The sequence below is a fragment of the Ruegeria sp. CH6 genome, assembly GCF_056537005.1.
Map to the genome: position 1 here is coordinate 16,787 of NZ_JBQFQS010000001.1, position 24,784 is coordinate 41,570.

Genomic DNA, 24,784 nt, shown 5'->3' on the forward strand with positions numbered 1-24,784 from the left:
GTCCCGGCGATATGACCCGTTCAAACGCCCGGAGTTGCAAATCATGCCCGTTTTCCTTGACACGACTTCCTCTGATTTCGAAATCGCCTTCCAGACGCTCTTGTCAGCCAAGCGCGAAGACAGCCCCGATGTCGATGCAGTGGTTGCCGGGATCATTGATGATGTGCGCAGCCGGGGTGATGCTGCGGTCGTTGAGTTGACGGCGAAATTTGACCGGCTGGAGCTGACACCGGGAACGATGGCCTTCAGCGCAGAAGAAATCTCTGATGCGGTCAGACAGGTTTCGGATGAAGATCGCGCCGCGCTGGAACTGGCAGCAGAACGCATCCGCGCTTACCACGAAAAGCAACTGCCTTTGGATCACGAATGGACGGATGCAACTGGTGCGACGTTGGGCTGGCGTTGGTCGGCAGTTTCTGCAGCGGGCCTTTATGTGCCGGGTGGTCTGGCGTCCTACCCCTCATCCGTATTGATGAACGCGATCCCGGCCAAGGTTGCGGGAGTTGAGCGTCTGGCGATTGCAGTTCCCACGCCGGATGATCAGATCAATCCGCTTGTCCTGTTGGCGGCTCAGCTTTCTGGTGTGGATGAAATCTATCGGATTGGCGGTGCGCAAGCGATTGCGGCGCTGGCGTATGGCACTGAAACCATCGCTCCGGTCGATAAAATCACCGGTCCGGGCAACGCTTTTGTTGCTGCGGCCAAGCGTCGGGTTTTCGGCAAGGTCGGCATCGATATGATTGCGGGGCCTTCGGAAATTCTGGTGATCGCTGACAAGGACAATGATCCGGATTGGATCGCACTGGATTTGATGAGTCAGGCCGAGCACGACGAAAGCGCGCAATCCATCCTGGTCACCGATGACGCCGCTTTTGGTGTGGCCGTCAGCGAAGCGGTCGAGAAGCGACTGGAAACGCTGCGGCGCCGGGATATCGCCGGGGCCAGCTGGCGTGATTTCGGAGCGGTCATCACTGTGCGCGACCTGGATGAAGCGGCAGCACTATCCAATAGAATTGCACCCGAACATCTGGAACTTTGCGTTGCAGAACCTGTCGCGCTGAGCAAAAAGACCGTGCATGCTGGCGCGATCTTCCTGGGCCAGTACACACCCGAAGCTATCGGTGACTATGTCGGCGGCCCCAACCATGTGCTGCCCACCGCGCGTTCGGCCCGGTTCTCATCCGGCCTCAGCGTTATGGATTTCCTGAAGCGTACCACGCTCAGTCACATGACACCTGAAGCCCTGCGCGCCATTGGTCCTGCGGCCGAAAAGCTTGCGCAATCCGAAAGCCTTGAGGCGCACGGGCTGTCTGTGACGGCACGGCTGAAACGCCTGAACGGTTGACCCAACGCAACAGTGAGGCGCGCAGGTGCATCTGCGCGTTGCCCATCTGAAAACGTTGATATAGGTCTGTCATGACCTGATCGGACCCTTGGAAACATGACCCGAATTTCGCACATCGAACTGGACGACCGAAATCTGCCACCTCCGACACCGGAGATCGAGCAGGAGCGCAAGGTTGCGATCTATGATCTGCTCGAAGAGAATTCGTTCGCGTTGCCGAAACGGGATGATCGCGTTGTGCCTGAGGGTCCCTATCACGTACAGCTGTCGATCCGCGACAAGCGGCTGGTTTTTGATATCGCGACTGAAGAAAGCGAAAAGGCGGCCGAGTTTCACTTGTCGCTTGGGCCGTTCAGGCAGGTGGTCAAAGACTACTTTCAAATCTGCGAAAGCTATTTCAACGCGGTGAAAACTCTGCCGCCCAGCCAGATCGAAACCATCGACATGGCGCGCCGGGGCATTCACAACGAAGGCAGTCGTGTGTTGCAGGAGCGTCTGGACGGCAAGGCCGAAATCGACACTGATACTGCGCGTCGTCTTTTCACCCTGATCTGCGTTTTGCACTTTGGAGGGTGACGCGTGAAGCCTTTGCCGCAATCGGTCCTGTTTTGTTGTGACCATAACGCGGTTCGGTCACCTATGGCCGAAGGGATCATGAAGAAATTCTATGGCACGGGCACCTATGTTCAATCTGCTGGTGTGCACAATGATCTCGAAATAGATGGCTTTAGTATCGCTGCCTGTCAGGAAATTGATGTTGAGTTGTCCCGTCACCGCTCTCGCTCCTTCGATGAGATGGAGGAATGGGGCGACGATCTGAGTTCTTTTGATCTGATCGTCGCGCTTTCGCCGGCGAGCCAGAGAAAAGCGCTGGAACTGACCCGGTTTTTTCATCTGGATGTCGATTATTGGCCAATAATGGACCCTACAGGACTGGGCGAGACACGGGATCAGAAGCTACACCACTACCGTCAGACCCGCGATCAGATCATCAAACATCTCAAGGATCGCTGGGGTGAACCTACGGAGATCGCATGAACCAGACTGTCAAAACCTATTTCGATGCCTTCAATGCCGGTGATGTTGAAGGCATGCTGGAATGCTTGTCTGATGACATAGCCCATCACGTGAACGAGGGCCAAATTCGGACCGGTAAGGACAAGTTCGCGGAGTTCTGTGCCCACATGAACCGGTGCTACAAAGAAAACCTTACGGATATTGTGGTGTTCGAGGCTGAAAACGGCACCCGCGCGGCGGCAGAGTTCATCGTGAACGGCACCTATCTGGAAACGGATGCAGGATTGCCTGAGGCGCATGGACAGACATACCGTCTGCCAGCGGGATCGTTCTTTAACCTGAAGGACGGCAAGATCACACGGGTGACGACCTTCTACAATCTGGCGGATTGGGTAAAGCAGGTCTCCAATGGCTGAGGTCACCGACGTCCGCGCCCTGACCGGTTCCACGCTGGCAGGGGCACTGGACGACGTGGCACGTCTGCGGATCGCGGTGTTCCGCGCATGGCCCTATCTCTATGATGGTGATCTGGAATACGAACGTAAGTACCTGCAATCCTATCGTGACAGCGACAAAGCTATCGTGGTTGGCGCCTTTGATGGCGATCGTCTGATCGGTACGTCGACAGGCGCGCCCCTGACAGACCACGCCGTCGATTTCGCCGCCGCTTTCGAAGGCTCGGGGCTGGATTTGGCCGAGATATTCTATTGTGCTGAATCCGTGCTGCTGCCCGAGTATCGGGGGCAGGGTGTCGGCCACAGGTTCTTTGATCTGAGAGAAGCGCATGCGCGGAGCTTGGGGTTCGGGAAATGCGCTTTCTGTGCTGTTCAGAGGCCGCAAGATCACCCGATGCGCCCCGCCAGCTATCGCCCGCTGGATGAATTCTGGCGCGCACGGGGATATGAAAAGCTGACGGGTGCGGTGGCCCAGTTCTCGTGGAAAGATCTGGGTGACAAGGACGAAACGCTTAAACCTCTACAGTTCTGGATACGCGATTTGTGAATGGAACATGGTCGGCCTGGAATCATACGTGTCGTGACCTGCAATCGTTGAGCTAAACTCACACTATGCTGATCGGAAAATACTCTTGCTGTCCCTTGAAATACCGAGATGCCAAAAGCCTGAACGGACACTTGCGTGTCTTTCATTCAAAATTGATCTTAGTGACGTCCCGTCACCCAACTAGACAGGATTAGTGCAGCTAAGACATCCTCTTGTTAAACGTTAGCCTCGGTTCGTGGGGGCAGGGAGGAATTTGGGAATGATGTCATTTGGACTGCGTGAGGAAAATCGCGCGCTGTTGCAACGCGTGACTGAGATGATCCGCGATGAGATCATGCCGCTTGAGGAAGAATACCACGCGGAAATCAATAAAGGTGACCGCTGGCAGTACACGAAACGGCAGGCCGAAATTCTCGAAGGGCTGAAAGCCAAGGCCAAGGCAGCGGGTTTGTGGAACTTCTGGCTAACCGACAGTGACAAAGGGTTTGGCCTGACAACGGTGGAATACGCCTATTTTGCAGAGGAAATGGGCAAAACGCCACTTGGGGCCGAAGTGTTCAACTGCTCGGCTCCGGACACCGGCAACATGGAAGTGTTCGAACGCTACGGTACTGAGAATATGAAAGAGCAATGGCTCAAGCCACTGCTCGATGGCCAGATCCGATCGGCCTATCTGATGACTGAGCCGGATGTTGCCTCATCTGACGCGACCAATATCTCAATGTCCTGTGTGCGAGATGGCGATAATTATGTTCTGAACGGTGAGAAATGGTGGTCATCCGGTGCGGGTGATCCGCGATGCAAAGTTTACATCGTGATGGTCAAAACTGGTGGAGACGATTTGCCAGTACACAAACGGCAATCGATGATTGTTGTGCCCGCAGATACCCCGGGGATCGAGATTCTGCGGCCTATGGAGGTCTACGGCCACGATGATGCGCCGCACGGACATATGCATATTCGATTTACCAACGTTCGGGTTCCGGCCGAGAATATTCTGCTGGGTGAAGGCCGAGGTTTCGAGATTGCGCAGGGTCGTTTGGGGCCGGGCCGCATTCATCACTGCATGCGCGCAATCGGTCAGTCCGAAATCGCGCTGGAGCAGATGTGCAAACGCTCACTGCAGAGAGAAGCTTTCGGGAAGAAACTTGCTCAGTTGGGCGCCAATTTCGACATCATCGCTGAGTGCCGGATGGAGATTGAGATGGCCAGGCTTTTGTGCCTCAAGGCCGCCTGGTACATGGATCAGGGAGATGCGCGAGCGGCAGCGCCGTGGATCAGCCAGATCAAAGTTGTTGCCCCGCGCGTTGCACTCAAGGTTATCGACGAATCCGTTCAGATGTTCGGAGCTCAGGGTATCAGTCAGGATACACCGCTCGCGTCGGCATGGACTCACGTCCGGACATTGCGGTTGGCCGACGGGCCGGATGCTGTTCACCGTCGTCAGGTGGCACGGGCAGAACTGAAGAAATACACTCAGGAAAAGATCTGAGGTTTAGAGACAAATGATGCAACCAGACCTGAAAGAGCAGGCCTATTTTCACACCAGCACTGACGGTGCCTTTGTCGGCAACGATCCGGTGCGTGGCCCATGGTCGGCAGATCATTGTCACGCCGGGCCGGTAACGGGTCTGATTGCGCGTGCAGCCGAAACCGAAGTCGGCCCAGAGAAAATGTTGACCCGGCTGACGGTGGATTTGCTACGCCCCTTGCCGCTAGCCGGATTGAGGGTTGCGGCTGAAACCACGCGGCACACCCGGACGCTCGCCACGACACGGGTGACGGTGCATGATCTGGATGACACGTTATGTGCGACGGCGACAACCATGCATCTGGTTCGAAAGGAACTGGGCAGCGTTCCGAATGCAAGCATCAACTCGCTGGACCTTAACAATGTCGTTGATGGGCCTTTCCCAATTCGTCAGATGCGTCATGATCTGCCCGGCTTTGCGCATTTCACCGAAGTTGCATACCCCGCGGGCGGCAATCAGGGGCCGGGCCCCAAGGCGATCTGGATGCGCACACCTGCCTTGCTTGAAGGAGAGACGCCATCCCCGATTCAGGCACTGTGCCCCCTGGCGGATTGCGGCAATGGTATCTCATGGAATGCACCACCGACTGAGATGGGGTTCATGAACACCGATCTGACGGTACATATTCACCGAGAGCCCGTCTCGGAATGGTTGGCCTCTGACTCAGTATCCCACTGGCATTCGTCGGGGATCGGAATGTCACAATCAGTGCTCTATGACACCGAAGGGCCGGTTGGGACGGCGCTGCAAACTCTGGTTCTGTTCCCGCCGGGGTAGGCCGTTGGCTGGTTTTTGCGCCATTGCAGTGAAACACGTTGCCGCCATCCCCTGTGCACCCTATCTTCCCGTCATGCGTTGGCTGATCACATTCCTGACCTGCTGTCTGCCGATTTCGGCAACCGCACACCCGCACGTCTTTATCGACACTGGGCTTGAGTTCATTGTTGACGACGCCGGTCAGTTGACCCATGTGCGCGTAACCTGGGTATATGACGAATTCTATTCGTTGCTGGTTCTGGAAGATATGAAACTGGATCAGGATGCTGATGGTGTCCTGACTGATGCCGAGGAACAGGTGCTGGCCGGTTTTGATGCGCAATGGGTCGAAGGATATAACGGCGATCTGGTAGTTCAGGCAGATGGAACCAATGTGCCACTTTCTGGCCCAATGGAGCCTCGTGCAACCACCGAAGACGGGCGGATTGTAACCACACATCTGCGCGCGGTCGAAGATGGGTTTGTCCCGGCCACCGCATTGTCAGCCAAACCTTTCGACGAAACGTATTACACTGCTTACGAGGTCACGCGCCCTGTCACGGTTTCAGGACCTGACACCTGTAAGGTCGAACGCTTTGATCCGGATATCGACGGGCAACTCGCCCAGATGCAGGCCTTTTTGTTGACGTTGGATGCCGACTACGACCTCGAAGAAAATGACATTCCGCTTGTCGGCGAGAACTTTGCGACCGAGATTCGTGTTTCATGTCCAAATACCTGATTGTACCGGTAGCCCTGGCGTGTGGATTGCTGCTGTGGTTCTGGGGCAGTGGCGGGTTTGATCACCTTGCCGCATGGGCAGCGGGCGAACAGCGTGAATTCCAGAACCAGATCGCACGATCCCTACGTGCTGCGCGGGCGGAACAGCCCGAAGCTGTTGCAACCTTATTGACGGTCTGCTTTGCCTACGGGTTTTTCCACGCAATAGGACCGGGCCACGGTAAGGTGTTGATCGGCGGCTATGGTTTGGGTCGCCGGGTCGCGTTCTGGCGTCTGTCTGCCATCAGCTTATTGTCCAGTCTGGGGCAGGCGGTGACGGCCATCGTTTTGGTCTATGCCGGGGTGTTGGTTTTCCAGATGTCCCGGGAAAGCCTTGTCGGAACGACGGAACAGGTGATGGCACCAATCAGCTACGGCGCAATCGCAGCTATTGGTCTGTGGCTGGTCTTTCGCGCATTGCGCAGCTTTGCAAGACGGCAGCGCAATGCGAACTCACACAACCATCATCACCATCATGAACATAATCACCACGTTCATCATCACCACGACCAAGACCAGGAACATGAGGTCTGTTCAGATTGCGGTCATCGCCATGGTCCAACCGCCGAAGAAGTGGCTCAGGTCGGGAGCCTGCGCGAGGCAATGGTCTTGATCGCAGGTATTGCCGCCCGCCCTTGTACCGGAGCTTTGTTTGTCCTCATCCTGACATGGCAAATGGGTATCGCGATGGTGGGAATTGCAGGTGCCTTTTCTATGGCGCTGGGCACAGCATTGGTCACGACCTTGGTGGGGTGGACGTCATTTGGATTGCGCGGAGGGCTTTTGGCATCAGCTTCGGCGACCCGTTTCGCATCCGTGCTGGCGCCGACCATCGAATTGGTCGCAGGACTGATCATTGCAGTGATCGCGGGCGGCCTTTTGCTGCGCGCGATTTGATTCAGTCAAAAACAGCCTCGGGATACCCAACCCGCGCGAGGTAGAGGCCTTGCGGAGGGCAGACCGGGCCACAAGCTGCTCGATCAGTTGCTTCCAGCGCATGGTGTACATCTTCCGGGCTCCATGCACCTGCACCAACCCGCTCGAGCGTGCCGACAAAGCTGCGCACCTGATTGTGCAGGAATGACCGCGCGCGGACGTGAAAATGTACTTCGGGACCGGAAAAGCCCTGAACCTGCTCGACACGCAATTCATCCAGTGTTTTGACCGGGCTCGCAGCCTGGCAGATGGATGAACGGAAGGTTGTGAAATCATGCTGTCCGATCAGCATGTCAGCCCCGGCCTGCATAGCATCCACATCCAGCCGATGATTGATCTGCCAGACTTGACCCTTGTCATGGGTTGCAGGTGCGCGACGCATCAGGATGCGGAACAGGTATTGCCGCTCGAGCGCAGAAAAGCGTGCATGCCAGTCGTCATCCACGCGCGCTGCCTTCACGATGGCGACAGGCTGCGGCTTGAGGTGATAGTTCAGCGCCTCGGACAGGCGGAACGGATCCCACTCTTTTTCAAGATCGCAATGAGCCACTTGTCCCAACGCATGAACGCCCGCATCGGTACGACCGGCAGCCGCGATGGTATGCTCGCCGGGTTGAATGCGTGACAGGGCCTGTTCGATAGCGCCCTGTACAGACGGCAGCTCTTTTTGCCGTTGCCATCCGGCAAACGGTTCCCCTTGGTATTCGACTTTCAACGCGTATCTGGGCATGAGGCGCTGGTATCGCGACGCGCGGGTTCGGGCAAGGGCTGGATGGACAAAAGCTCTGGCAAGTCCTGCGACCTCTACCTATCTTGGAAAAAACGATAATTGCGGGGCGACAGATTGGTCATCTCATCACTGGCAGACAGTCTTGTGCGCGGCGTCGAAACCGTGGGCGACCGGGTATCTGAGACCCTGTTCGAGCCTGTTATCCGTCTGGGCGTCACCGGATTGGCGCGATCGGGAAAGACGGTTTTCATCACATCATTGGTCGCCAACCTGCTGGACCGCGGACGTATGACCGGACTGGTCGCGCAGCAGGAGAGGCGGATTAACGCTGCCTATCTGCAGCCACAGCCAGACGATACAGTTCCACGGTTCGATTTCGAATCCCATCTCTCAGACCTGACCGGACCGGAGCCGCACTGGCCGGACAGTACGCGCGCTGTGTCAGAGTTGCGTTTATCCTTCAAGGCGCGCCCTGCGGGTTTGCTGTCAGGACTGCAGGGGCCGCGGAAGATCCATCTGGACATCGTCGATTATCCCGGCGAATGGTTGCTTGATCTGGCATTGCTCGAGAAGTCTTACGAAGAATGGTCGCACGAGACGCTTGAGAGGATTGAGAAACGCCCGCAGGCTGCTGAGTTTCTGGCGCAGGCAAAGGCAGTCGACCTTGCAGGTCCTCATGAAGAGCCCGCAGCTCAGGCGTTGGCTGGTTTGTTCACCACCTATCTGAACGCAGCCCGGGAAGCAGGGTTCTATGACTGCACGCCGGGTCGGTTCATCTTGCCGGGCGATTTGGCCGGATCCCCGGTTTTGACATTTGCTCCTCTGCCTGTTTCTGGACCGTCGCGTCGGCGAACGCTTCAGCGTGAAATGGAACGGCGCTACGAAGCCTACAAATCGCAGGTGGTCAAACCGTTCTTTCGCGATCATTTTGCCCGGATCGATCGGCAGGTCGTTCTGGTTGATGCGCTGGGCGCGATCCACAAGGGACCACAGGCCGTGGAAGACATGCGTCGCGCCATGGCTGATATTCTGTCTGCCTTCCGACCGGGGCGGAATGCCTGGCTGAGCCAAATGCTGCTTGGCAAACGGGTTGAGCGCATCCTTTTTGCGGCCACTAAAGCTGATCACCTTCATCATCTTCAGCACCCACGTCTGACCGCGATTATGGAGGCGTTGACGCGAGTGGCCCGTGATCGCGCCAAGTTTGCTGGGGCTGAAACCGCTGCGCTGTCGTTGGCAGCCCTTCGTGCGACCACGGAAGAAATGCGCAGTCACGATGGGGTAGAATTGCCCTGCGTTCGTGGCACTTTGCTGGAAAGCGGAAAGAAGGCAGCTTTTTACCCGGGGGATTTACCGGAAGATCCCGCCCATCTGCTGACGCCAGCGCGCAACGGTGCCGAAGGCTGGCTGGGGGAAGATTATGGGTTTATGGCCTTCGCTCCGGCAAAGCTGACCCTTCGACCTGGGGATGGCCCGCCACATATCCGTCTGGACCGCGCTGCGCAGTTTCTGATCGGAGATCGCCTGTGACCGTTACCCTAAGACCCGCGCGCAGCACGGATGCAGGTACGACAGGCACGATCCTGCATGGGTTTGCGCAGGAAAACGATTGGATGCCAAATCTCCATACCTGTGCCGAAACGATAGCGTTTTGTGGCTACATGATCGATCAGGGCTGGGTAACAGTCGCTGATGATGGTGGTGATGTCGTAGGGTTTCTGTCGCTGAAGGGTTCGGAAATCCACTCGTTGTACCTGACATCCGCCGCGCGTCGAAAGGGGATAGGGCGACAATTACTGAATCTTGCAAAGTCTCAGAATTCTGAATTGTCATTGTTCGCTTTTCAGGCAAATGAACCAGCCCTTCGTTTCTACAGGCAGAATGGTTTTGTTGAAATTGCGCGCAGCGATGGAACAGACAATGATGAAAACCTGCCCGACATCAAATTTGCCTGGCGAAAAGAGGGTTTGAACGATGGCTAAAGGTCCGGTTCTGATTGATCTCGAAGATGATGCCGGGCCAGCAACGGATGTATCTGATGCGCCTCCGGTCCCTGACATAGCGCAGCCGCAAGGGCAGGCTATGCAGGCTGCAGCGCGTTTGGCAGCTAGTAAGCCCTCGGTCTTGTCGCGGTGGTTTTGGGGGCTGGCACTGGCTGTGGTCGGAGCGGCGATTTCGGTGGCGGCGTGGGATTTCGCCACGTCTCTGGTTGCGCGTGCACCAGTTTTGGGATGGATCGTCACAGTATTGATTGGCGCCCTGGTGCTTGTCGGGCTGATCATTGCTTTGCGCGAGTTGGCTGCAATTGGCCGCCTGTCCCGTGTGGATGAAATGCGCCGCGCCGCTGATACTGCGCTGGCAGATGCCGATCTGGGGCAAGCGCGCGCAGTCACGAACCGCCTGATCTCGTTCTACAAGGGGCGTGAGGAAACTCGCTGGGGGCGGGAACGCCTGTCTGAGCGGATGGAGGAGCAGTTCGATGCCTCCGGGCTGCTGGTATTGGCCGAAGATGAGCTACTGGCACCATTGGACGCTGCAGCCAGCCGAGAGGTTGAGGCGGCAGCACGGCAGGTGGCCACGGTTACTGCGCTGGTGCCCCTTGCGTTGGCGGATGTCGTGACGGCCCTGGCATCTTCGCTGCGTATGATCCGCCGGATTGCGGAAATCTATGGCGGTCGCGCCGGTTTTCTGGGTAGCTGGCGTTTGACTCGGGCAGTGTTTGTTCACCTCGTTGCGACCGGGGCTGTGGCCGTTGGTGATGATCTGCTCGAGCCGGTTCTTGGTGGTTCAGTCCTTAGCAAACTGTCCCGGCGTTTTGGCGAGGGCCTTGTAAACGGCGCCCTGTCTGCCCGTGTCGGAGTTGCCGCGATGGAGGTTTGTCGCCCGTTACCATTTTCCGAACGGCACAAACCATCGACCCGTGGTATGGTTAAACGTGCCTTGAGCGGGTTGTTTTCAAAGGGTTGATCTGTCGCAAGGTCCTGGCCTGCCAAACCCCGCAAAATGGGGGAGGAGCCAGCCATGACCGATCACGGACACAGCCAGCAGGAAATCACGGCGCGGATAAATGCACCGCCCGGGCGGGGTGTGTTGCGCGATGTTGTGTATGGCGGGATCGATGGATCTGTGACCACCTTTGCGATCGTCGCGGGTGTTGCCGGGGCAGGGTTGTCGCCATTCGTAATCGTTGCTCTTGGTCTGGCCAATGTGCTGGCGGACGGGTTTTCGATGGCTGCAGGCAATTACTCAGGCACCAAGGCTGAACTGGACAACATCCGACGCATCCGCGCCATTGAGGAAAGGCATATCGAGCTTTATCCCGAAGGCGAGCGGGCAGAAGTGAAGGAAATACTCGCGCAAAAAGGGCTTTCTGGCGAGGTGCTCAATGAAGCGACCGAGGCAATCACTGCTAGCCGGGAAAATTGGATTAGCCTGATGCTTGAGGGCGAATACGGATTGGGTAGCGTTGATCCCCATCCAATCAAAGCCGCGACGGCGACATTTTTTGCCTTTCTAGCGGCAGGCATGATCCCGCTCCTGCCATTCCTGCTTTCTCTGGATGGTGCCTTTGTTATCTCGGCCTGGCTCACGATGGGTGTTTTCTTTGCGATCGGGGCTTTGAAAAGCCGGTGGTCGCTGTCTCCTTGGTGGCGCTCAGGGCTGGAAACTTTTTTGATTGGTGGTGCGGCAGCTTCGATCGCCTATTTGGTTGGATCGCTGTTCCATCCATGAGGGCAGTTGATGTCGCAGTTTGCGCGGTGGTTCTGGTGCGCGCGGATCAATCAGATACTGTTGTGAAAACGGATTTGAGTGGTCATGCCGCAAAAGAAATTACACGGAAAACGCGTTCTGGTTTTGGGGGCTTACGGGTTTATCGGAGCTGCAGTCACAAGGGCGCTTCAGTCTGAAGGCGCAAGCGTAACAGGCATGGTGCGCGATGCACGAACAGGGACAAAAGTCTTGCCGGGCGTCACGCTTGTGAAAGGTGATCTGAGGGATTTTCTGGATCCTGAGGATTGGCGATCCCGTCTGAACAACGTTGATGCGGTGGTGAATTGCGCAGGTGCGCTGCAAGACGGCGGGGTCGATGATCTTGAGATTGTGCATCACAAAGCCATCGCTGCTTTGGGACAGGCTTGTGCCGAGTTGGGCATTTCAATTGTCCAGATTTCAGCCATCGGGGCCGAGCCTGATGCAACGACTGATTTCATGCGAACCAAGGCCGCAGGCGATGCAGCACTCCGTATCTGTGGAGCTACTGCATGGATACTCAAACCGGGTTTGGTAATAGGGCAGAGCGACTATGGCGGGACTGCGCTCTTAAGGATGCTGGCGGCAATCCCGCTGGTGCAGCCGATCGCTTACCCGGCAACGCCGGTTCAGTGTGTTGGCATGGACGATCTGTGCGGTGCTATCACTGCGACTGTTGCAGGTGAGTTGCCTCAGGGAGCCTATGATCTCGTTGAAGATGCTGAACATCCGCTGTCTGACGTGCTCGCGGCGACGCGTCGGTGGCTGGGTTTTCCGGCAGCTCGGCTGACGGTTGGAGTGCCGGTGTGGACGACCCACTTGGTCGCATCCTTGGCGGATTTTCTGGGAAAACTGGGATGGCGTTCGCCCTTGCGCAGTACTGCCATGACGGTCATGGCGGATGGGGTCACGGGCGACCCGGAACCATATCGTAAGGCTGCGGGTGCATCGCTGGCTTCAATGGATGAGGTCTTTAGCCGCCTGACCTGCGCGCGCGAACATCGCTTGACGGCGCGTATGTCCCTGTTGATGCCACTGGTAATCGCGGTGCTGAGCCTGTTCTGGGTGTTGTCCGGTGTCCTTGGGCTGACCGGATTATCGCAGGCCAAATCGGTTCTTCTGGATGCAGGTTGGTCTGCCCCGTCCGCAGCAGTCAGCGTCGTGTTCTGGTCGCTTGTCGACATCGCTCTGGGTCTGGCGTTGTTGTGGCGTCCATGGGCGGGACGGGTATGCCTTTTGCAGTTCGCTGTTGCATTGTTCTATCTGGTGGCCGCAACCGTTGCCGTTCCGGCGCTTTGGGGTGACCCTCTTGGACCTCTGGTCAAAATCTTGCCAGCGATGATGCTGTCTTTGATTGCGTGGCCGATGTTGGAGAGCAGGTAATGGACCCCGATCTGATCCTGCGCTGGCTGCATGTCATTGGTGCTTGTGTCTTGCTGGGAACGGGTGCGGGCATCGCGTTCTTTATGCTGATGGCGCATCGCAGCCGGGATCCGCGTATCATTGCGCATACAGCCGGTATCGTGGTTCTGGCTGATCTGTTGTTCACGACGTCAGCCGTCATTCTGCAGCCGATTACCGGATTTCTACTGGCGTGGAGGTTGGGATGGTCATTGTCCGAGGGATGGATCGCTCTGTCGCTGCTGCTTTATGTTTTTACAGGTTTGTTCTGGCTTCCGGTGGTCTGGATACAGCTCCGTTTACGTGACTATGCCCGGCGTGCAGCGGGAAATGGCGAAGAACTGCCAGATGCCTATCATCGATTGTTTCGCATCTGGTTTGCCTGCGGATTTCCCGCGTTTGTGGCAGTGCTGGCTATAATTTGGCTAATGCTGGAACGTCCCGACATAGCCTTGTTCTGATACCGGCCAGCCTGCAACAAAACAAATCTATCTGGATTTCCAGACTATTACCCGGTGCCCGTTCAATGTAGGTTCAGGCCGAATTTCTCCGGAGGTATTTTTTTGGAGTCCCTTCTCGTCCTCATTGGCCTGATTGTTCTGGCCATACCCATTTCGATCATTGTGTTGTTGGTCGGTCAATCCCGTTTGCGTAAACGGGTCGAACAACTCGAAAACCAGATTACGGAGATGTCTGCGGGCGCGATTGAGCGAGCGCCTACTACATCACCCATGTCAGCCGCTGAGCAGGAACTTTCCGAGGAGGAAAAAGAACAGTCGAAACCTGCGCCATGGTCTGCGCCAAGAGCGGAAGAGATGCCTGCGGCAGTTGAGAGTGAGCAAACCGACACGACCGTCATTGAAGCCGAAGAAGAAGACAGTGGAGCGATTGTCTTTCGCGGGGATCGTATTGCGGCGCTGGGCGCTTGGCTGCGCGAGAATTGGTTTTATGCGGTCTCTGCTCTTTCGTTGGCTCTCGCAGGTATATTTCTTGTCCAATATGGCGTTGAAAATGGCCTGCTGCCGCCCACTGCCCGTGTTCTGGCCGCGCTGGCCTTTGGTGCCGCTCTGATCGTAGCAGGTGAAGTGGTACGCCGCCGGTTCGGCGACGATGAGGACTCGGCTACCGCCTATTTGCCGTCGGTATTCTCGGGCGCAGGGCTTGTGACGCTGTTTGGGGGCGTACTGTCCGCACGACAGCTATATGATCTGATCGGTCCCGAAACCGCATTGCTTGGAATGGTCGTGATTGCACTGACGGGGCTGGTGCTGGGTTGGTTTCATGGCCCGCTATTGGCCGCCGTTGGTCTGATCGGAGCTTTCGCAGCACCTTTCATGGTTGGCGGCTCATCGAATGATCCTTCATGGCTTTACGGATATTTTTTCGTGATCGCCGTGCTGGGGCTGGGCATCGATACCGTCCGGCGATGGGCCTGGATTTCGGTGCTTACGCTGGTTGGGTCTTACGCAACGGCCTTGCTGCTGGTCTTGTCGTCGCCATCAACTGAACCAGCATATCTGACATTTGCCACAGTTCTTGCGCTGATTACGATCGCAATTCCGGTCAGGCGGTTGATCCCCGATCACTCGGGACTGATGGTTTTGGAGACCATCCGGCGCAAGAAAGGGGGGCCTTGGCCTGAATTCCCAACCCGGCTGGCCTTTGGGGCAGTGGTTGCCAGTTCCGTGATCCTCTCGCTTCACTGGGCAGACTCGTCGTCGGAGTTCTGGCTTGGCATAGTCTTGTTCGTTGCATTGCTGCTGGCGCTGATCATCTGGGCAAAGGATGCGCGTGCCCTGCAGGACCTGGTTGTGTTCCCTGCTGCGGGTCTTGTGTGGTCGGTTTTTTCACACGGGATGGACGGAGGTTCTGTTGAACGGGCGTTTGCGGCGACCTATGCGGAAACCGCCGAGGCCGACTATCCGATGGTCGTCACTATCCTGGTCGCGTTGGGTGCAGTGATCACATTGCTTGCCGCATGGCGTTCCTTCATGGGCGGGCGTTATGCTGTTGTCTGGGCAGGGGGCACTGCGGTGTTCGCGCCAGTGATGGCAATCGCGCTGGAAATCGGCTGGAACCCTGCGCAGGTGATCGGGGCCTACCCATGGGCTCTGCATGCCATTGCGCTGGGCGCTTTGATGGTGGCTCTGGCCGAGCGGTTTGCGCGAATTGACGGTGAATACCGCATGCGCACAGCCTTGGTCACTCTTTCAGCCCTGTCCTGTCTGACCTTCGCCTGTGTGATTGTCCTCAGTTCGGCCGCGCTGACAGTTGCGCTTGTCGTAACGGTGGTGATCGCCGCTGCTTTGGACCGAAAATTCACACTGCCGCCGATGAGTTGGTTTATTTGGGCCGGAGTGTTTTCAATCACGGTAAGGCTGGTCCTCAACCCGGGTCTTGAGTGGGCGGATACAGCGCCGTTGCTCGAAATGACATTCGTCTATGGCGCGGCAGTTATTGGTTTTCTGATCGCATGGTGGCTGCTGAGGCCACTCACGCGGCCGGTGGCTGTGCTGTTGCTGGAAAGCGCCGCATGGGCGACCGGTGGCATATTGCTGTCTCTGCTGCTAATGCGCTGGCTCGAGGGGTTCGGCGAAGGCGGGGCTCAGAGCAGCCCGTGGGGACTTGGGTTGCTTGCCGTGATCTGGCTGCTGCTGGCCTATGCTCAGGTTCAGAGGTTCGAGCTGGGCGGTAAGCTGAACTACGCACGCTATCTGCTTGCGGGCTTTTTTGCGGCACATGGTGTGGTACGTCTGGTAGAGGCGCTGATCGAACAAAACCCGCTGCTCCATCTCTACGTCGATCCGGTGCTTGGCCCCCCGATCCTGAACACGCTTGCGGTGGCCTATCTGTTACCCGCGCTGGTCATCGGGCTTTCAGCGTGGCGGATTCCGTCGATGCCCTTGAGGCTGAAACAGATCAGCTACGTTGCTGCAGGCGCGCTTGCAGCATTTTGGCTGGGGCTTGCGATCCGCCACTTTTGGCAAGGGGCCGAGGGTATGTACGAGGGCAATGGTGTCAAGCAGCCCGAGTTGTACACCTACACTCTGACGCTGTTGCTAATTGGCGCAATCTTGTTCTACCAGTCGCTCGCCCGTCAGTCCGATCTGATGCGCAAGGCAGGATTGGTGGTGATCGGCTTCGCCGTGGCCAAGGTGTTCCTGATCGATATCGCGGGTCTGGGCGGGCTGATCCGGGTGTTCTCGTTGCTGGCGCTTGGGTTGGCTCTGGCGGGTTTGGCATGGCTCAATCGTTGGGCCAAGCTGCGCCATTCGCCGCAGGAGGCAGAACCTCTGGACCATTAGGCAAGGGCGTCCTATAAGCGCGGCCATGTATGACCGTCTGGCCATCATTATTCGAATTATATCCCCGGCGCTCTGATATCGCGAGACGCCGGGCAAAGGTGCTTGAGAATTCGCACTGACCGCTTCGATCCATTCACGACAAGATCACTCTGAGGACGCCCCCCATGTGCGCCGACACGACCCAAACACCTGACTACAAAGACACGCTGAACCTGCCCAAAACCGAATTCCCAATGCGCGCTGGCCTGCCCAAGCGCGAGCCTGCTTGGTTGGAACGCTGGGAGAAGATCGGCGTCTACGACCGCCTGCGCGAGAAAGAGGGCCGAGCGCCCTTTACCCTGCATGATGGCCCTCCATATGCAAACGGTCACCTGCATATCGGCCACGCACTGAACAAAACCATCAAAGACATGATCGTGCGGTCCCATCAGATGATGGGCTTTGACTCGCGTTATGTACCCGGCTGGGACTGCCACGGCCTGCCGATCGAATGGAAGATCGAAGAGCAGTACCGCAAGAAGGGCAAGAACAAGGATGAGGTGAACATCGTCGACTTCCGGCAGGAATGCCGCAAGTTCGCCGAGGGCTGGATCGACATCCAGCGGGACGAGTTCAAGCGTCTGGGCATCACCGGCAACTGGCCCGATCCCTATATCACCATGGACTATCACGCCGAGGCCGTGATCGCCGACGAGTTCATGAAGTTCCTGATGAACGGCACGCTCTATCAGGGCTCAAAACCCGTGATGTGGTCGCCGATTGAAAAGACAGCTCTGGCTGAGGCCGAGGTCGAATATCACGACAAGGAAAGCTTCACCATCTGGGTGAAGTTCAAAGTCGTGAATGCGGGCGATCTTGATGACGCTTTTGTCGTGATCTGGACGACGACTCCATGGACCATGCCGTCGAACAAAGCGGTCGTGTACGGCAAGGATATCTCCTACGGCCTGTACGAAGTCACCGGCGCACCTGAGGAATGCTGGGCCAGTGTCGGAGACAAGTTCCTGCTGGCGGACAATCTGGCCGCCGACGTGCTAGGCCGCGCCCGTCTGAACGACGACCAGTGGACTCGTGTCCGCGATGTGACAGCCGATGAACTGGAAGGTGTCCAACTGACCCACCCACTGGCTGGTGCCGAGGGCGGAAATGGCGAATGGGACGACATTCGCGACTTCCGCGCCGCTGAGTTCGTGACCGATACCGAAGGTACCGGTTTCGTCCACTGTGCGCCTTCGCATGGTATGGAGGAATTCGAGCTGTACCGTGATCTGGGTATGCTGGAACAGGTCATCACCTACAACGTGATGGACGACGGCTCGTTCCGTGCCGATCTTCCTTTCTTTGGCGGCAAGTACATCCTGTCCCGCAAAGGCGGTGAGGGTGATGCGAACAAAGCCGTCATCGACAAGCTGGTCGAGGTTGGCGGGCTGCTGGCGCGTGGCAAGATCAAGCACAGCTATCCGCATTCGTGGCGCTCGAAAGCTCCGATCATCTACCGCAACACGCCGCAGTGGTTTGCGTCCGTTGACCGCAAGCTGGACGATGGCATGGGCGAGATGGGTGACAGCATCCGCGAACGCGCGCTGCGCTCGATTGATGAGCTGGTGAAGTGGACGCCGCAGACCGGTCGTAACCGCCTGTATTCCATGATCGAGGCGCGCCCGGATTGGGTTCTGTCCCGCCAGCGCGCCTGGGGCGTGCCGCTGACCTGCTTCACCAAAAAGGGTGCTCTGCCCACCGACGCAGACTACCTACTGCGCAACGAAGACCTCAACGCACGCATCAAGGCGGCGTTCGAGAAAGACGGCGCGGATGTTTGGTACACCGACGGCTTCAAAGAGAAGATCCTTGATGGCATCGCCAACCCCGAGGATTACGATCAGGTCTTCGACGTGTTGGACGTGTGGTTTGACTCGGGTTCGACACACGCTTTCGTACTGCGTGACCGCGAAGACGGTACCGAAGACGGCATCGCCGACGTCTATATGGAAGGCACCGACCAGCACCGCGGGTGGTTCCACTCGTCGATGCTGCAAGCCTGTGGCACCAAAGGCCGTGCGCCGTACCGGAACGTTGTGACACATGGCTTCACATTGGATGCCAAGGGCAACAAGATGTCCAAGTCTCTGGGCAATACCATCGTACCGGAAGAGGTCGTCAAGCAATACGGCGCTGATATCCTGCGTCTGTGGGTTGCTCAGACCGACTACACCGCCGATCAGCGGATCGGGCCGGAGATTCTGAAAGGCACCGCTGACAGTTATCGCCGTCTGCGCAACACAATGCGGTTCATGCTGGGATCATTGGCTGATTTCACCGAGGCCGACCGCGTCGCGCCCGAGGATATGCCGCGTCTGGAACGCTGGGTGCTCAGCCGTTTGGCCGAGCTCGATGAGCAGGTGCGCAAAGGCTATGCCGCGTTCGACTTCCAGGGTGTATTCAGCGCAGTGTTCAACTTTGCGACAGTTGACCTGTCTTCTTTCTATTTCGACGTCCGCAAGGATGCGCTGTACTGCGATGGCGACAACCTGCGTCGCCGTTCTGCGCGCACCGTGTTGGACATTCTGTTCCATCGCCTGACCACTTGGCTGGCGCCGGTTCTGGTCTTCACCATGGAAGAGGTCTGGCTAGAGCGGTTCCCGGGGGATGACAGCTCGGTCCATCTGGTCGACTTCCCCGATACGCCTACCGATTGGCGCGACGCTGAACTGGAAGCCAACATGGCCAAGGTGCGCCGTGTCCGTCGTGCTGTGACTGCTGCGCTCGAAGTACAGCGTCAGGACAAGGTCATCGGCTCCAGCCTCGAGGCGGCACCGATTGTGCATATCGAGGACGCGGAAACCCGCGACCTGCTGGCTACATTCGATGTGGATGACATGTGCATCACTTCGGGTCTGACCGTTACAGGCGATCCTGCCCCGGCTGAGGCTTTCCGCGTGCCTGAAATCGAAGGCGTCGGCGTCGTGTTCGAAAAGGCCGAAGGTGCGAAATGCCAGCGGTGCTGGAAGATCCTGCCCGATGTCGGACGACATTCGCACGAAGGCGTCTGTGGCCGTTGTGACGAAGCGCTGAGCTAAAGCAAACAAGCCCCGCCCTTTTACCAATGGGCGGGGCTTTTCCTTGGTTGCGTCAATTCTGTCAATCTGCGAGCCTGCGCTCATGCCAATGATCGCGGTTGAAACACAGTTTGGATGTCTTGGGGTCGAAGAAACAGACGGCGCAATCACGCGTTTGATTTGGAACGGTACGAACAAAGACCCGGACACCCCTTTGTTGAAAGAGGCTGCTGCGCAGCTGACGGCATATGACGAAGGCCGGCTGGAGCAGTTCGATCTGCCGTATCACGTCGATGGCTCCGAATTTCAGCGCCAGGTTTGCGATCTTATGTTCGCGATCCCGTTCGGAGAGACCCGAACCTATGGCGATATTGCGAAAGAGCTAGGCCAGCCTGCCCAGCCTGTGGGGCAGGCGTGTGGTGCCAACCCGATCCCGGTCATCATTCCATGCCATCGGATTCTGGCTGCGAACAGTCTTGGCGGCTTTTCAGGGCAGGGCGGTATTGAAACCAAAGTAGCTCTTTTACGGCACGAACGCGCGGCGGGCCTGTTGATCTGATCGATTGAATCCTGTTGCAATCCACTTGTTTGCGGCCCAACTTATATCAGATGCTGAATTTAAAGGACCGCATTGTATGACTGCCCAGACAGACCGTGCCGCCCGGAAAAAGGCGATCATTGACCGGCTTATGTCGCTTGAAGAGCAAGAACTGGCAACTGCTCAGGCGCATTATGATGCATTCCTGAAAGATGCGCAGCTTGATGACCGGGAAGGGCATGACAAGGACGACATAGCTGCGTCACGCGAGAATGCGGATCTAGCCGCAGCTTTTGATGCGCCGGTTCACGCCCATCACGCCAAGATCGACGTGATTGAAAACACGGATTTCAGCGTGACCGACACGGTGCAGCCCGGTGCGGTTATCAAATTCAACAACCGGCGTTTTGTGGTATGCGTATCGACTACCCGGTTTGAGGTGGATGGCAAAACCTATATGGGAATTTCAACCCAAAGCCCGATTTATCTGGCTATGGTTGGTTTGAAAGAAGGTGACTACTTTACGCATAACGGGACTGAATTCGAAGTCGAAGAAGTCCTGTAGAAAGGCTCTCGGTCGCTGTCATGGTCCAGCGCCCATTGAGATTTGTCACCCGTTTCGCTGCGGGATCAGTTGCTGAGCAATACCCGCAGACACCAGATACAAGCTAGTGATTACCAGACCCCAATGTGCCCAGCTTTCCGGATGGAAATCGACCCAGGCCGCCCAACCCGCAAAGAATGTCCATGCCAGTGCCATTGGCAGTGACAGGGTGCGCCAACGCTCGGTGCGCACCGGATGAATGAACTTGAGCGGCAGGAACATAGCGATTGCCAGTAAGGTGACCAGAATGAGGATGAACCCGAAGTTTGGCTCAAGTGCAAAGATCACAACGACAAACATGTTCCAGCATCCGGGGAAGCCTGAGAAAGAGTTATCCTTGGTCTTCATCCGTGTGTCGGCAAAATACATCGCGCTTGCAAAAGTGATGACTATGATTGCGAACCAGCCAGTCCAGCCGTCCATCAACCCGGATTTGAACAATGCATAGGCCGGGATGAACACATAGGTCAGATAGTCGATGATCAGATCCATGAGCACCCCGTCAAATTCAGGCGCGTTCTTCTTGACGTCATAATGCCGGGCCAGGGGGCCATCGATCCCGTCTACGATGAAAGATACTACGAGCCAGAGATACATCAGGCTCCATTTTTCTTCGACGGCAGCCAGCATGGCCAACATTGCAAAAACAGCGCCGGTTGCGGTGAACAGATGAACGGAAAGAGCTTTAAATCTGAGTGTCATGCAGGTGTCATGAACGATGCAAGCCGCGGATGCAAAGCAAAAAGACCGTCTGTGTCAGACTGTGTCGGTCCTGTTTGGTTTTTGGTCACGTTTAAACTGAAATAAGCCGGCTTTAATTGCAGCCCGAGCGAGTGTTGTGACAATCTTGCCGCATAGCAAGTACTATTCTCTAACGGGAAAACACAGATGATCTTGATGGGCTTGGGTTGAAAATCTATCAGCCTGATTTACTCAACAAAAACAACCTAATCTGGAACGGGCCCGCAATGAAATTCACTCTTCCTTCTCTTGTTATTTTGTCATTGGTTTGCGCAGCGTGCGCCACCAAACAAGAGAGTATTCTCAAAGAAAAGGGCAGTGCCCAAAGTGTTGAGTTTGATTCCTCAGATGCGCAACAATCGGTGGTTGGTTTCCGCGCAACCAGCGTACGTGTCTCTCAAAACGGAAATTCAAGCATTCCAGCGTCGTGCAATATTGTGGGCGATGGATTTAAGGCAAAATTCAAAACGCCTGCAATTGTAAACTTGCCAAGCTATGGAAAGCAAACAAAGCCCATTCAGGTCAACTGCGAGTTAGATGGAGAAACGCACTCTGAAATGGTCGCGCCCAAGAATATCTCGGCTGAAAATCGCAGGGCCAATGCAGTTGGGGCCGGCGTTCTATTTGCCGGCGTTCTTGGTGGGGCCGTGGCCGGCGCAGTCAGTGGAGAAAAAGAAGGCGACGCTTACAGTTATAAGCCGATCACCCTGAAAGCCGACTAAATCAGGCCTTCGGATGCGCGCGGTTGTAGACTTCCATCAGCCGCGCGGTATCGACTGCTGTATAGGTTTGCGTAGTTGACAGCGATGCGTGGCCCAGCAGCTCTTGGATCGCCCGTAGATCCCCACCAGCCGACAGGAGATGCGTGGCAAAGCTGTGGCGCATTGCATGAGGCGTTGCCGTTGACGGCAGACCCAGTTGCATGCGTGCCTTGGCCATGACGCCCTGAATGGCTCGGGGGTTTAACTGTCCACCGCGCACGCCCCGAAACAATGGCGCATCCGGTGATTGTGAATGAGGGCACAGTTGCAGGTAATGCTCGACACTGTCTTTCGCGGCTTGGATTACCGGGACAATCCGTTCCTTCCCGCCTTTTCCAAGAATGCGCAAGGTGGATGGCAGTGGTGCGTCTGCTCCCTTTAGGGATAGGGCTTCGGAAATGCGAAGGCCACATCCGTACAGCAATGTCACAACGGCGACGTCACGTGCAGCGACCCAGTCAGAAGTCGATTGCAATTCGACTGTTTCGATCATCGCGCGGGCGGCATCTTCGGCCAGAGGGCGCGGGAGTTTCTTGGTGTATTTCGGTGCGCGCGTTGACAGAACGGCTGTTGGTTCAAAACCCTCTCGCTCTGCCAGCCAGCGGTAGAATGTTTTGACAGCGGAGAGTTTGCGTGCCAGCGAACGCGCGCCTACACCTGTTTCGCGCTGTTGCGCCATCCAGGCCCGCATGTCTGAGACTGTGATCCGCTCCAGCGCAGCCAGCCCCTGCCGGGCACTGTTGTGAAGTGTCATGAACGACAGGAATTCGCTGACATCACCACGATAGGCCGTCAACGTGTTTTCCGATCGCCCCGAAAGCGCCCCCAGACTATCTAGCCAGTGCTGGAGTGCATCGCGGCACGCCGGAGAGATCAGGCTCACGACAGCCAGTGGCGCATCGAGCGTTCGAACACGCCAGCAAAAAAGGCCAGAAGATCGGTTCCCAGCTGGGGTGAGAAATGTCTGGGATCCTTGGCGCCCATGACGATCATGCCGGGCAGGCGACCTTCGCCAAGATCAAGCTTCAGGCACGCCTCGGAGCGCAGCTGGTCGGCCTTGTCGCCATAGATTCTGCGATTGGAGTGGTGTATTTCGCGCAAGGTGACATCCCGGGGTTGCCCGCTGCGATCATAGGTCAGATAGCTGTCGATGAAGCCGGGCTCTGCGACTGTAAGAACACCGCCCAGTTTGTCGACTGCGGGGTCGTCCTGAATAAGTGTGGTTTCCAGAACCAGAGTGACTTTATCGACGCGCAGTATTTCGGCGACGTCATTACCCAGCGTGCGAAGGAAATCTTCGAACTCGACGGGTTCAAGCAGACGAAGAATGGCGCGATGAACCTGATTGGTGCCTGCCAGATTTTCGTAGGCAGCTGCGATCACCGAACGATGGGTATCCTCCAGCCGATCCAGCCGGGCTTCGAGCCGCTGCATGGCGATCCCGCGCAGATCGATGATGTTGTCACCACGTGCGCGCTCATTCGCAGTTACAAGCGCCTGCATCAGGTCCTTGTCATCCAGCACTGCGTCAGGCTCAGCCAGAATCGCGGCGCGGAGATTATCCTCGAGTTTCGGGTTGCTGCTCATTTCCTGTCCGGTCTTTTTTTGTTGCGCGGTTTATAGCATGGGACACCGGATTTGACTTGGAAAAAATGCACCTGAAGCTCGAATTAGTGCAGCAATGTGGTGGTAAGGTGCTCCAACCCGCAACTCTCTGATCAGAGATCAGATTTTGCAGTTGGGCCTAGCGCGGCGCCGAGGGCGCCACGCGGTTTCGCAGAAACTGTCGGGATCAGAGAATTTTCTGACCGGTCTTGGCCCAGTCGGCCAGGAAGGTTTCCAGACCCTTGTCAGTCAAGGGGTGATCGGCCAGCTTCTTGATGACAGCGGGCGGTGCGGTGATCACGTCGGCGCCGATACGGGCGCTGTCGGTCACGTGGTTCACGGTGCGGATCGAGGCCGCCAGGATTTCGGTTTCAAACCCGTAATTGTCATAGACCTGACGGATATCGGCGATCAGGTCCATGCCATCGAGGTTGATGTCGTCGAGACGTCCGATGAAGGGTGAGATGAAAGTCGCGCCTGCCTTTGCCGCCAAAATGGCCTGATTAGTCGAAAAGCACAGAGTTACGTTGACCATCTGACCTTCGTCCGAAAGCGTCTTGCAGGTTTTAAGACCGGCCCAGGTCAGCGGCACCTTCACGGCGATGTTCGGAGCGATCTTGGCCAGCTTGCGGCCTTCGGCGATCATGTCGTCGGCTTCGGTGGCGACAACTTCGGCGGATACGGGGCCATCGACCAGATCACAGATCTCTTTGGTCACTTCCAGAATGTCGCGACCCGATTTCAGGATCAGCGAAGGGTTGGTGGTCACACCGTCTACCATGCCCAAATCGTTAAGTTCGGTGATGGCATCGATCTCGGCTGTGTCTACGAAGAATTTCATGAGGGCAGTCCTTTGATGGGTTGGCCTTGGTCGCGGATGGCTTTACCCCAAAGAGAGACTTGCTGAAACCCCCCGGCCCGAGGA

Annotated in this window: 25 protein-coding genes; 20 read left to right on the forward strand and 5 right to left on the reverse strand. The window is 56.8% G+C overall.

Features of this window, described 5'->3' with window-relative positions; genetic code table 11:
* Nucleotides 1–43 precede the first annotated feature (43 nt).
* The 9 genes from hisD (at nt 44) to ACR0CW_RS00140 (ending at nt 7,329) form a co-directional block, all read left to right on the forward strand.
* Nucleotides 44–1,345 carry a histidinol dehydrogenase gene (gene hisD / locus ACR0CW_RS00100; protein WP_480786412.1) on the forward strand — a complete coding sequence of 434 codons (1,302 nt, stop codon included), beginning with the start codon at nt 44–46 and terminating at the stop codon, nt 1,343–1,345.
* Nucleotides 1,346–1,441: 96 nt separating this feature from the next.
* Nucleotides 1,442–1,921: a UPF0262 family protein gene (locus ACR0CW_RS00105; RefSeq protein ID WP_155143289.1), complete on the forward strand. Its 480-nt coding sequence runs from the start codon at nt 1,442–1,444 to the stop codon at nt 1,919–1,921.
* 3 nt (nt 1,922–1,924) lie between these two features.
* Nucleotides 1,925–2,383, forward strand: a complete 459-nt coding sequence (locus ACR0CW_RS00110) for an arsenate-mycothiol transferase ArsC (protein WP_170331139.1) — start codon at nt 1,925–1,927, stop codon at nt 2,381–2,383.
* Entirely contained in the window at nt 2,380–2,778 is a 399-nt protein-coding gene (locus ACR0CW_RS00115) for a ketosteroid isomerase-related protein (protein ID WP_480786413.1), read from the forward strand. Before ACR0CW_RS00110 ends, ACR0CW_RS00115 begins: the two co-directional genes overlap by 4 nt.
* Nucleotides 2,771–3,364 (forward strand): GNAT family N-acetyltransferase, encoded by a 594-nt coding sequence (locus ACR0CW_RS00120; RefSeq protein WP_480786414.1) that lies wholly within the window; start codon nt 2,771–2,773, stop codon nt 3,362–3,364. Before ACR0CW_RS00115 ends, ACR0CW_RS00120 begins: the two co-directional genes overlap by 8 nt.
* A 259-nt stretch (nt 3,365–3,623) precedes the next feature.
* A complete protein-coding gene (locus tag ACR0CW_RS00125; protein WP_480786415.1) occupies nt 3,624–4,856 on the forward strand; it encodes an acyl-CoA dehydrogenase family protein in 1,233 nt (410 codons plus the stop codon).
* Nucleotides 4,857–4,872: 16 nt separating this feature from the next.
* Nucleotides 4,873–5,673: a thioesterase family protein gene (locus tag ACR0CW_RS00130; protein WP_480786416.1), complete on the forward strand. Its 801-nt coding sequence runs from the start codon at nt 4,873–4,875 to the stop codon at nt 5,671–5,673.
* Nucleotides 5,674–5,746: 73 nt separating this feature from the next.
* On the forward strand, nt 5,747–6,394 hold the full coding sequence (locus tag ACR0CW_RS00135) for a DUF1007 family protein (protein WP_480786417.1): 648 nt from the start codon (nt 5,747–5,749) through the stop codon (nt 6,392–6,394).
* Nucleotides 6,379–7,329, forward strand: a complete 951-nt coding sequence (locus ACR0CW_RS00140) for a nickel/cobalt transporter (RefSeq protein WP_480786418.1) — start codon at nt 6,379–6,381, stop codon at nt 7,327–7,329. Before ACR0CW_RS00135 ends, ACR0CW_RS00140 begins: the two co-directional genes overlap by 16 nt.
* Nucleotide 7,330: 1 nt before the next feature.
* Here the strand turns inward: ACR0CW_RS00140 and truA are convergent, their stop codons facing one another.
* Entirely contained in the window at nt 7,331–8,098 is a 768-nt protein-coding gene (gene truA / locus ACR0CW_RS00145) for a tRNA pseudouridine(38-40) synthase TruA (protein WP_480786419.1), read from the reverse strand.
* A gap of 114 nt (nt 8,099–8,212) precedes the next feature.
* On the opposite strand from truA, the gene ACR0CW_RS00150 reads away from it, so the two are divergent.
* The 10 genes from ACR0CW_RS00150 (at nt 8,213) to ACR0CW_RS00195 (ending at nt 20,713) form a co-directional block, all read left to right on the forward strand.
* Nucleotides 8,213–9,628 (forward strand): YcjX family GTP-binding protein, encoded by a 1,416-nt coding sequence (locus tag ACR0CW_RS00150; RefSeq protein WP_480786420.1) that lies wholly within the window; start codon nt 8,213–8,215, stop codon nt 9,626–9,628.
* Entirely contained in the window at nt 9,625–10,080 is a 456-nt protein-coding gene (locus ACR0CW_RS00155; RefSeq protein WP_480786421.1) for an N-acetyltransferase family protein, read from the forward strand. Before ACR0CW_RS00150 ends, ACR0CW_RS00155 begins: the two co-directional genes overlap by 4 nt.
* On the forward strand, nt 10,073–11,065 hold the full coding sequence (locus ACR0CW_RS00160) for a YcjF family protein (RefSeq protein ID WP_480786422.1): 993 nt from the start codon (nt 10,073–10,075) through the stop codon (nt 11,063–11,065). Before ACR0CW_RS00155 ends, ACR0CW_RS00160 begins: the two co-directional genes overlap by 8 nt.
* 54 nt (nt 11,066–11,119) lie before the next feature.
* On the forward strand, nt 11,120–11,830 hold the full coding sequence (locus tag ACR0CW_RS00165) for a VIT1/CCC1 transporter family protein (RefSeq protein ID WP_155143297.1): 711 nt from the start codon (nt 11,120–11,122) through the stop codon (nt 11,828–11,830).
* Nucleotides 11,831–11,914: 84 nt separating this feature from the next.
* Nucleotides 11,915–13,231: an SDR family oxidoreductase gene (locus ACR0CW_RS00170; protein WP_480786423.1), complete on the forward strand. Its 1,317-nt coding sequence runs from the start codon at nt 11,915–11,917 to the stop codon at nt 13,229–13,231.
* Nucleotides 13,231–13,710, forward strand: a complete 480-nt coding sequence (locus tag ACR0CW_RS00175; protein WP_480786916.1) for a DUF2269 family protein — start codon at nt 13,231–13,233, stop codon at nt 13,708–13,710. Before ACR0CW_RS00170 ends, ACR0CW_RS00175 begins: the two co-directional genes overlap by 1 nt.
* 102 nt (nt 13,711–13,812) lie before the next feature.
* Nucleotides 13,813–16,554 (forward strand): DUF2339 domain-containing protein, encoded by a 2,742-nt coding sequence (locus ACR0CW_RS00180; protein ID WP_480786424.1) that lies wholly within the window; start codon nt 13,813–13,815, stop codon nt 16,552–16,554.
* A 164-nt stretch (nt 16,555–16,718) separates the two neighbouring features.
* Nucleotides 16,719–19,631, forward strand: a complete 2,913-nt coding sequence (ileS, locus tag ACR0CW_RS00185) for an isoleucine--tRNA ligase (protein ID WP_480786425.1) — start codon at nt 16,719–16,721, stop codon at nt 19,629–19,631.
* An 82-nt stretch (nt 19,632–19,713) separates the two neighbouring features.
* Nucleotides 19,714–20,169 (forward strand): methylated-DNA--[protein]-cysteine S-methyltransferase, encoded by a 456-nt coding sequence (locus ACR0CW_RS00190; protein ID WP_480786426.1) that lies wholly within the window; start codon nt 19,714–19,716, stop codon nt 20,167–20,169.
* A gap of 76 nt (nt 20,170–20,245) precedes the next feature.
* Nucleotides 20,246–20,713 carry a hypothetical protein gene (locus ACR0CW_RS00195; RefSeq protein WP_155143303.1) on the forward strand — a complete coding sequence of 156 codons (468 nt, stop codon included), beginning with the start codon at nt 20,246–20,248 and terminating at the stop codon, nt 20,711–20,713.
* 45 nt (nt 20,714–20,758) lie between these two features.
* Here ACR0CW_RS00195 and ACR0CW_RS00200 read toward each other — a convergent pair whose 3' ends face one another.
* On the reverse strand, nt 20,759–21,454 hold the full coding sequence (locus ACR0CW_RS00200; RefSeq protein WP_155143304.1) for a CDP-alcohol phosphatidyltransferase family protein: 696 nt from the start codon (nt 21,452–21,454) through the stop codon (nt 20,759–20,761).
* Nucleotides 21,455–21,720: 266 nt separating this feature from the next.
* Between ACR0CW_RS00200 and ACR0CW_RS00205 the strand changes: the two genes are divergently transcribed.
* Entirely contained in the window at nt 21,721–22,215 is a 495-nt protein-coding gene (locus tag ACR0CW_RS00205) for a hypothetical protein (protein ID WP_480786427.1), read from the forward strand.
* A 1-nt stretch (nt 22,216) separates the two neighbouring features.
* Here ACR0CW_RS00205 and ACR0CW_RS00210 read toward each other — a convergent pair whose 3' ends face one another.
* The 3 genes from ACR0CW_RS00210 to fsa all read right to left on the reverse strand — a co-directional run bounded on the left by ACR0CW_RS00210 (nt 22,217) and on the right by fsa (nt 24,700).
* On the reverse strand, nt 22,217–23,137 hold the full coding sequence (locus tag ACR0CW_RS00210; RefSeq protein WP_480786428.1) for a tyrosine recombinase XerC: 921 nt from the start codon (nt 23,135–23,137) through the stop codon (nt 22,217–22,219).
* Complete coding sequence (locus tag ACR0CW_RS00215; protein ID WP_170331171.1) at nt 23,134–23,841, reverse strand: DUF484 family protein; 708 nt, start codon at nt 23,839–23,841, stop codon at nt 23,134–23,136. The genes ACR0CW_RS00210 and ACR0CW_RS00215 overlap by 4 nt, the downstream gene beginning before the upstream one ends.
* A gap of 205 nt (nt 23,842–24,046) precedes the next feature.
* Nucleotides 24,047–24,700 (reverse strand): fructose-6-phosphate aldolase, encoded by a 654-nt coding sequence (gene fsa, locus ACR0CW_RS00220; protein ID WP_480786429.1) that lies wholly within the window; start codon nt 24,698–24,700, stop codon nt 24,047–24,049.
* Nucleotides 24,701–24,784: the final 84 nt, after the last annotated feature.

Excerpts from the sequence above, each read along its gene's own strand:
- hisD (WP_480786412.1), top strand. The coding sequence starts at position 44 with ATGCCCGTTTTCCTTGACACGACTTCCTCTGATTTCGAAATCGCCTTC.
- ACR0CW_RS00105 (WP_155143289.1), top strand. The coding sequence starts at position 1,442 with ATGACCCGAATTTCGCACATCGAACTGGACGACCGAAATCTGCCACCT.
- ACR0CW_RS00115 (WP_480786413.1), top strand. The coding sequence starts at position 2,380 with ATGAACCAGACTGTCAAAACCTATTTCGATGCCTTCAATGCCGGTGAT.
- ACR0CW_RS00120 (WP_480786414.1), top strand. The coding sequence starts at position 2,771 with ATGGCTGAGGTCACCGACGTCCGCGCCCTGACCGGTTCCACGCTGGCA.
- ACR0CW_RS00125 (WP_480786415.1), top strand. The coding sequence starts at position 3,624 with ATGATGTCATTTGGACTGCGTGAGGAAAATCGCGCGCTGTTGCAACGC.
- ACR0CW_RS00130 (WP_480786416.1), top strand. The coding sequence starts at position 4,873 with ATGCAACCAGACCTGAAAGAGCAGGCCTATTTTCACACCAGCACTGAC.
- ACR0CW_RS00135 (WP_480786417.1), top strand. The coding sequence starts at position 5,747 with ATGCGTTGGCTGATCACATTCCTGACCTGCTGTCTGCCGATTTCGGCA.
- ACR0CW_RS00140 (WP_480786418.1), top strand. The coding sequence starts at position 6,379 with ATGTCCAAATACCTGATTGTACCGGTAGCCCTGGCGTGTGGATTGCTG.
- truA (WP_480786419.1), bottom strand. The coding sequence starts at position 8,098 with ATGCCCAGATACGCGTTGAAAGTCGAATACCAAGGGGAACCGTTTGCC.
- ACR0CW_RS00160 (WP_480786422.1), top strand. The coding sequence starts at position 10,073 with ATGGCTAAAGGTCCGGTTCTGATTGATCTCGAAGATGATGCCGGGCCA.
- ACR0CW_RS00165 (WP_155143297.1), top strand. The coding sequence starts at position 11,120 with ATGACCGATCACGGACACAGCCAGCAGGAAATCACGGCGCGGATAAAT.
- ACR0CW_RS00170 (WP_480786423.1), top strand. The coding sequence starts at position 11,915 with ATGCCGCAAAAGAAATTACACGGAAAACGCGTTCTGGTTTTGGGGGCT.
- ACR0CW_RS00175 (WP_480786916.1), top strand. The coding sequence starts at position 13,231 with ATGGACCCCGATCTGATCCTGCGCTGGCTGCATGTCATTGGTGCTTGT.
- ileS (WP_480786425.1), top strand. The coding sequence starts at position 16,719 with ATGTGCGCCGACACGACCCAAACACCTGACTACAAAGACACGCTGAAC.
- ACR0CW_RS00190 (WP_480786426.1), top strand. The coding sequence starts at position 19,714 with ATGCCAATGATCGCGGTTGAAACACAGTTTGGATGTCTTGGGGTCGAA.
- ACR0CW_RS00195 (WP_155143303.1), top strand. The coding sequence starts at position 20,246 with ATGACTGCCCAGACAGACCGTGCCGCCCGGAAAAAGGCGATCATTGAC.
- ACR0CW_RS00200 (WP_155143304.1), bottom strand. The coding sequence starts at position 21,454 with ATGACACTCAGATTTAAAGCTCTTTCCGTTCATCTGTTCACCGCAACC.
- ACR0CW_RS00205 (WP_480786427.1), top strand. The coding sequence starts at position 21,721 with ATGAAATTCACTCTTCCTTCTCTTGTTATTTTGTCATTGGTTTGCGCA.
- ACR0CW_RS00215 (WP_170331171.1), bottom strand. The coding sequence starts at position 23,841 with ATGAGCAGCAACCCGAAACTCGAGGATAATCTCCGCGCCGCGATTCTG.
- fsa (WP_480786429.1), bottom strand. The coding sequence starts at position 24,700 with ATGAAATTCTTCGTAGACACAGCCGAGATCGATGCCATCACCGAACTT.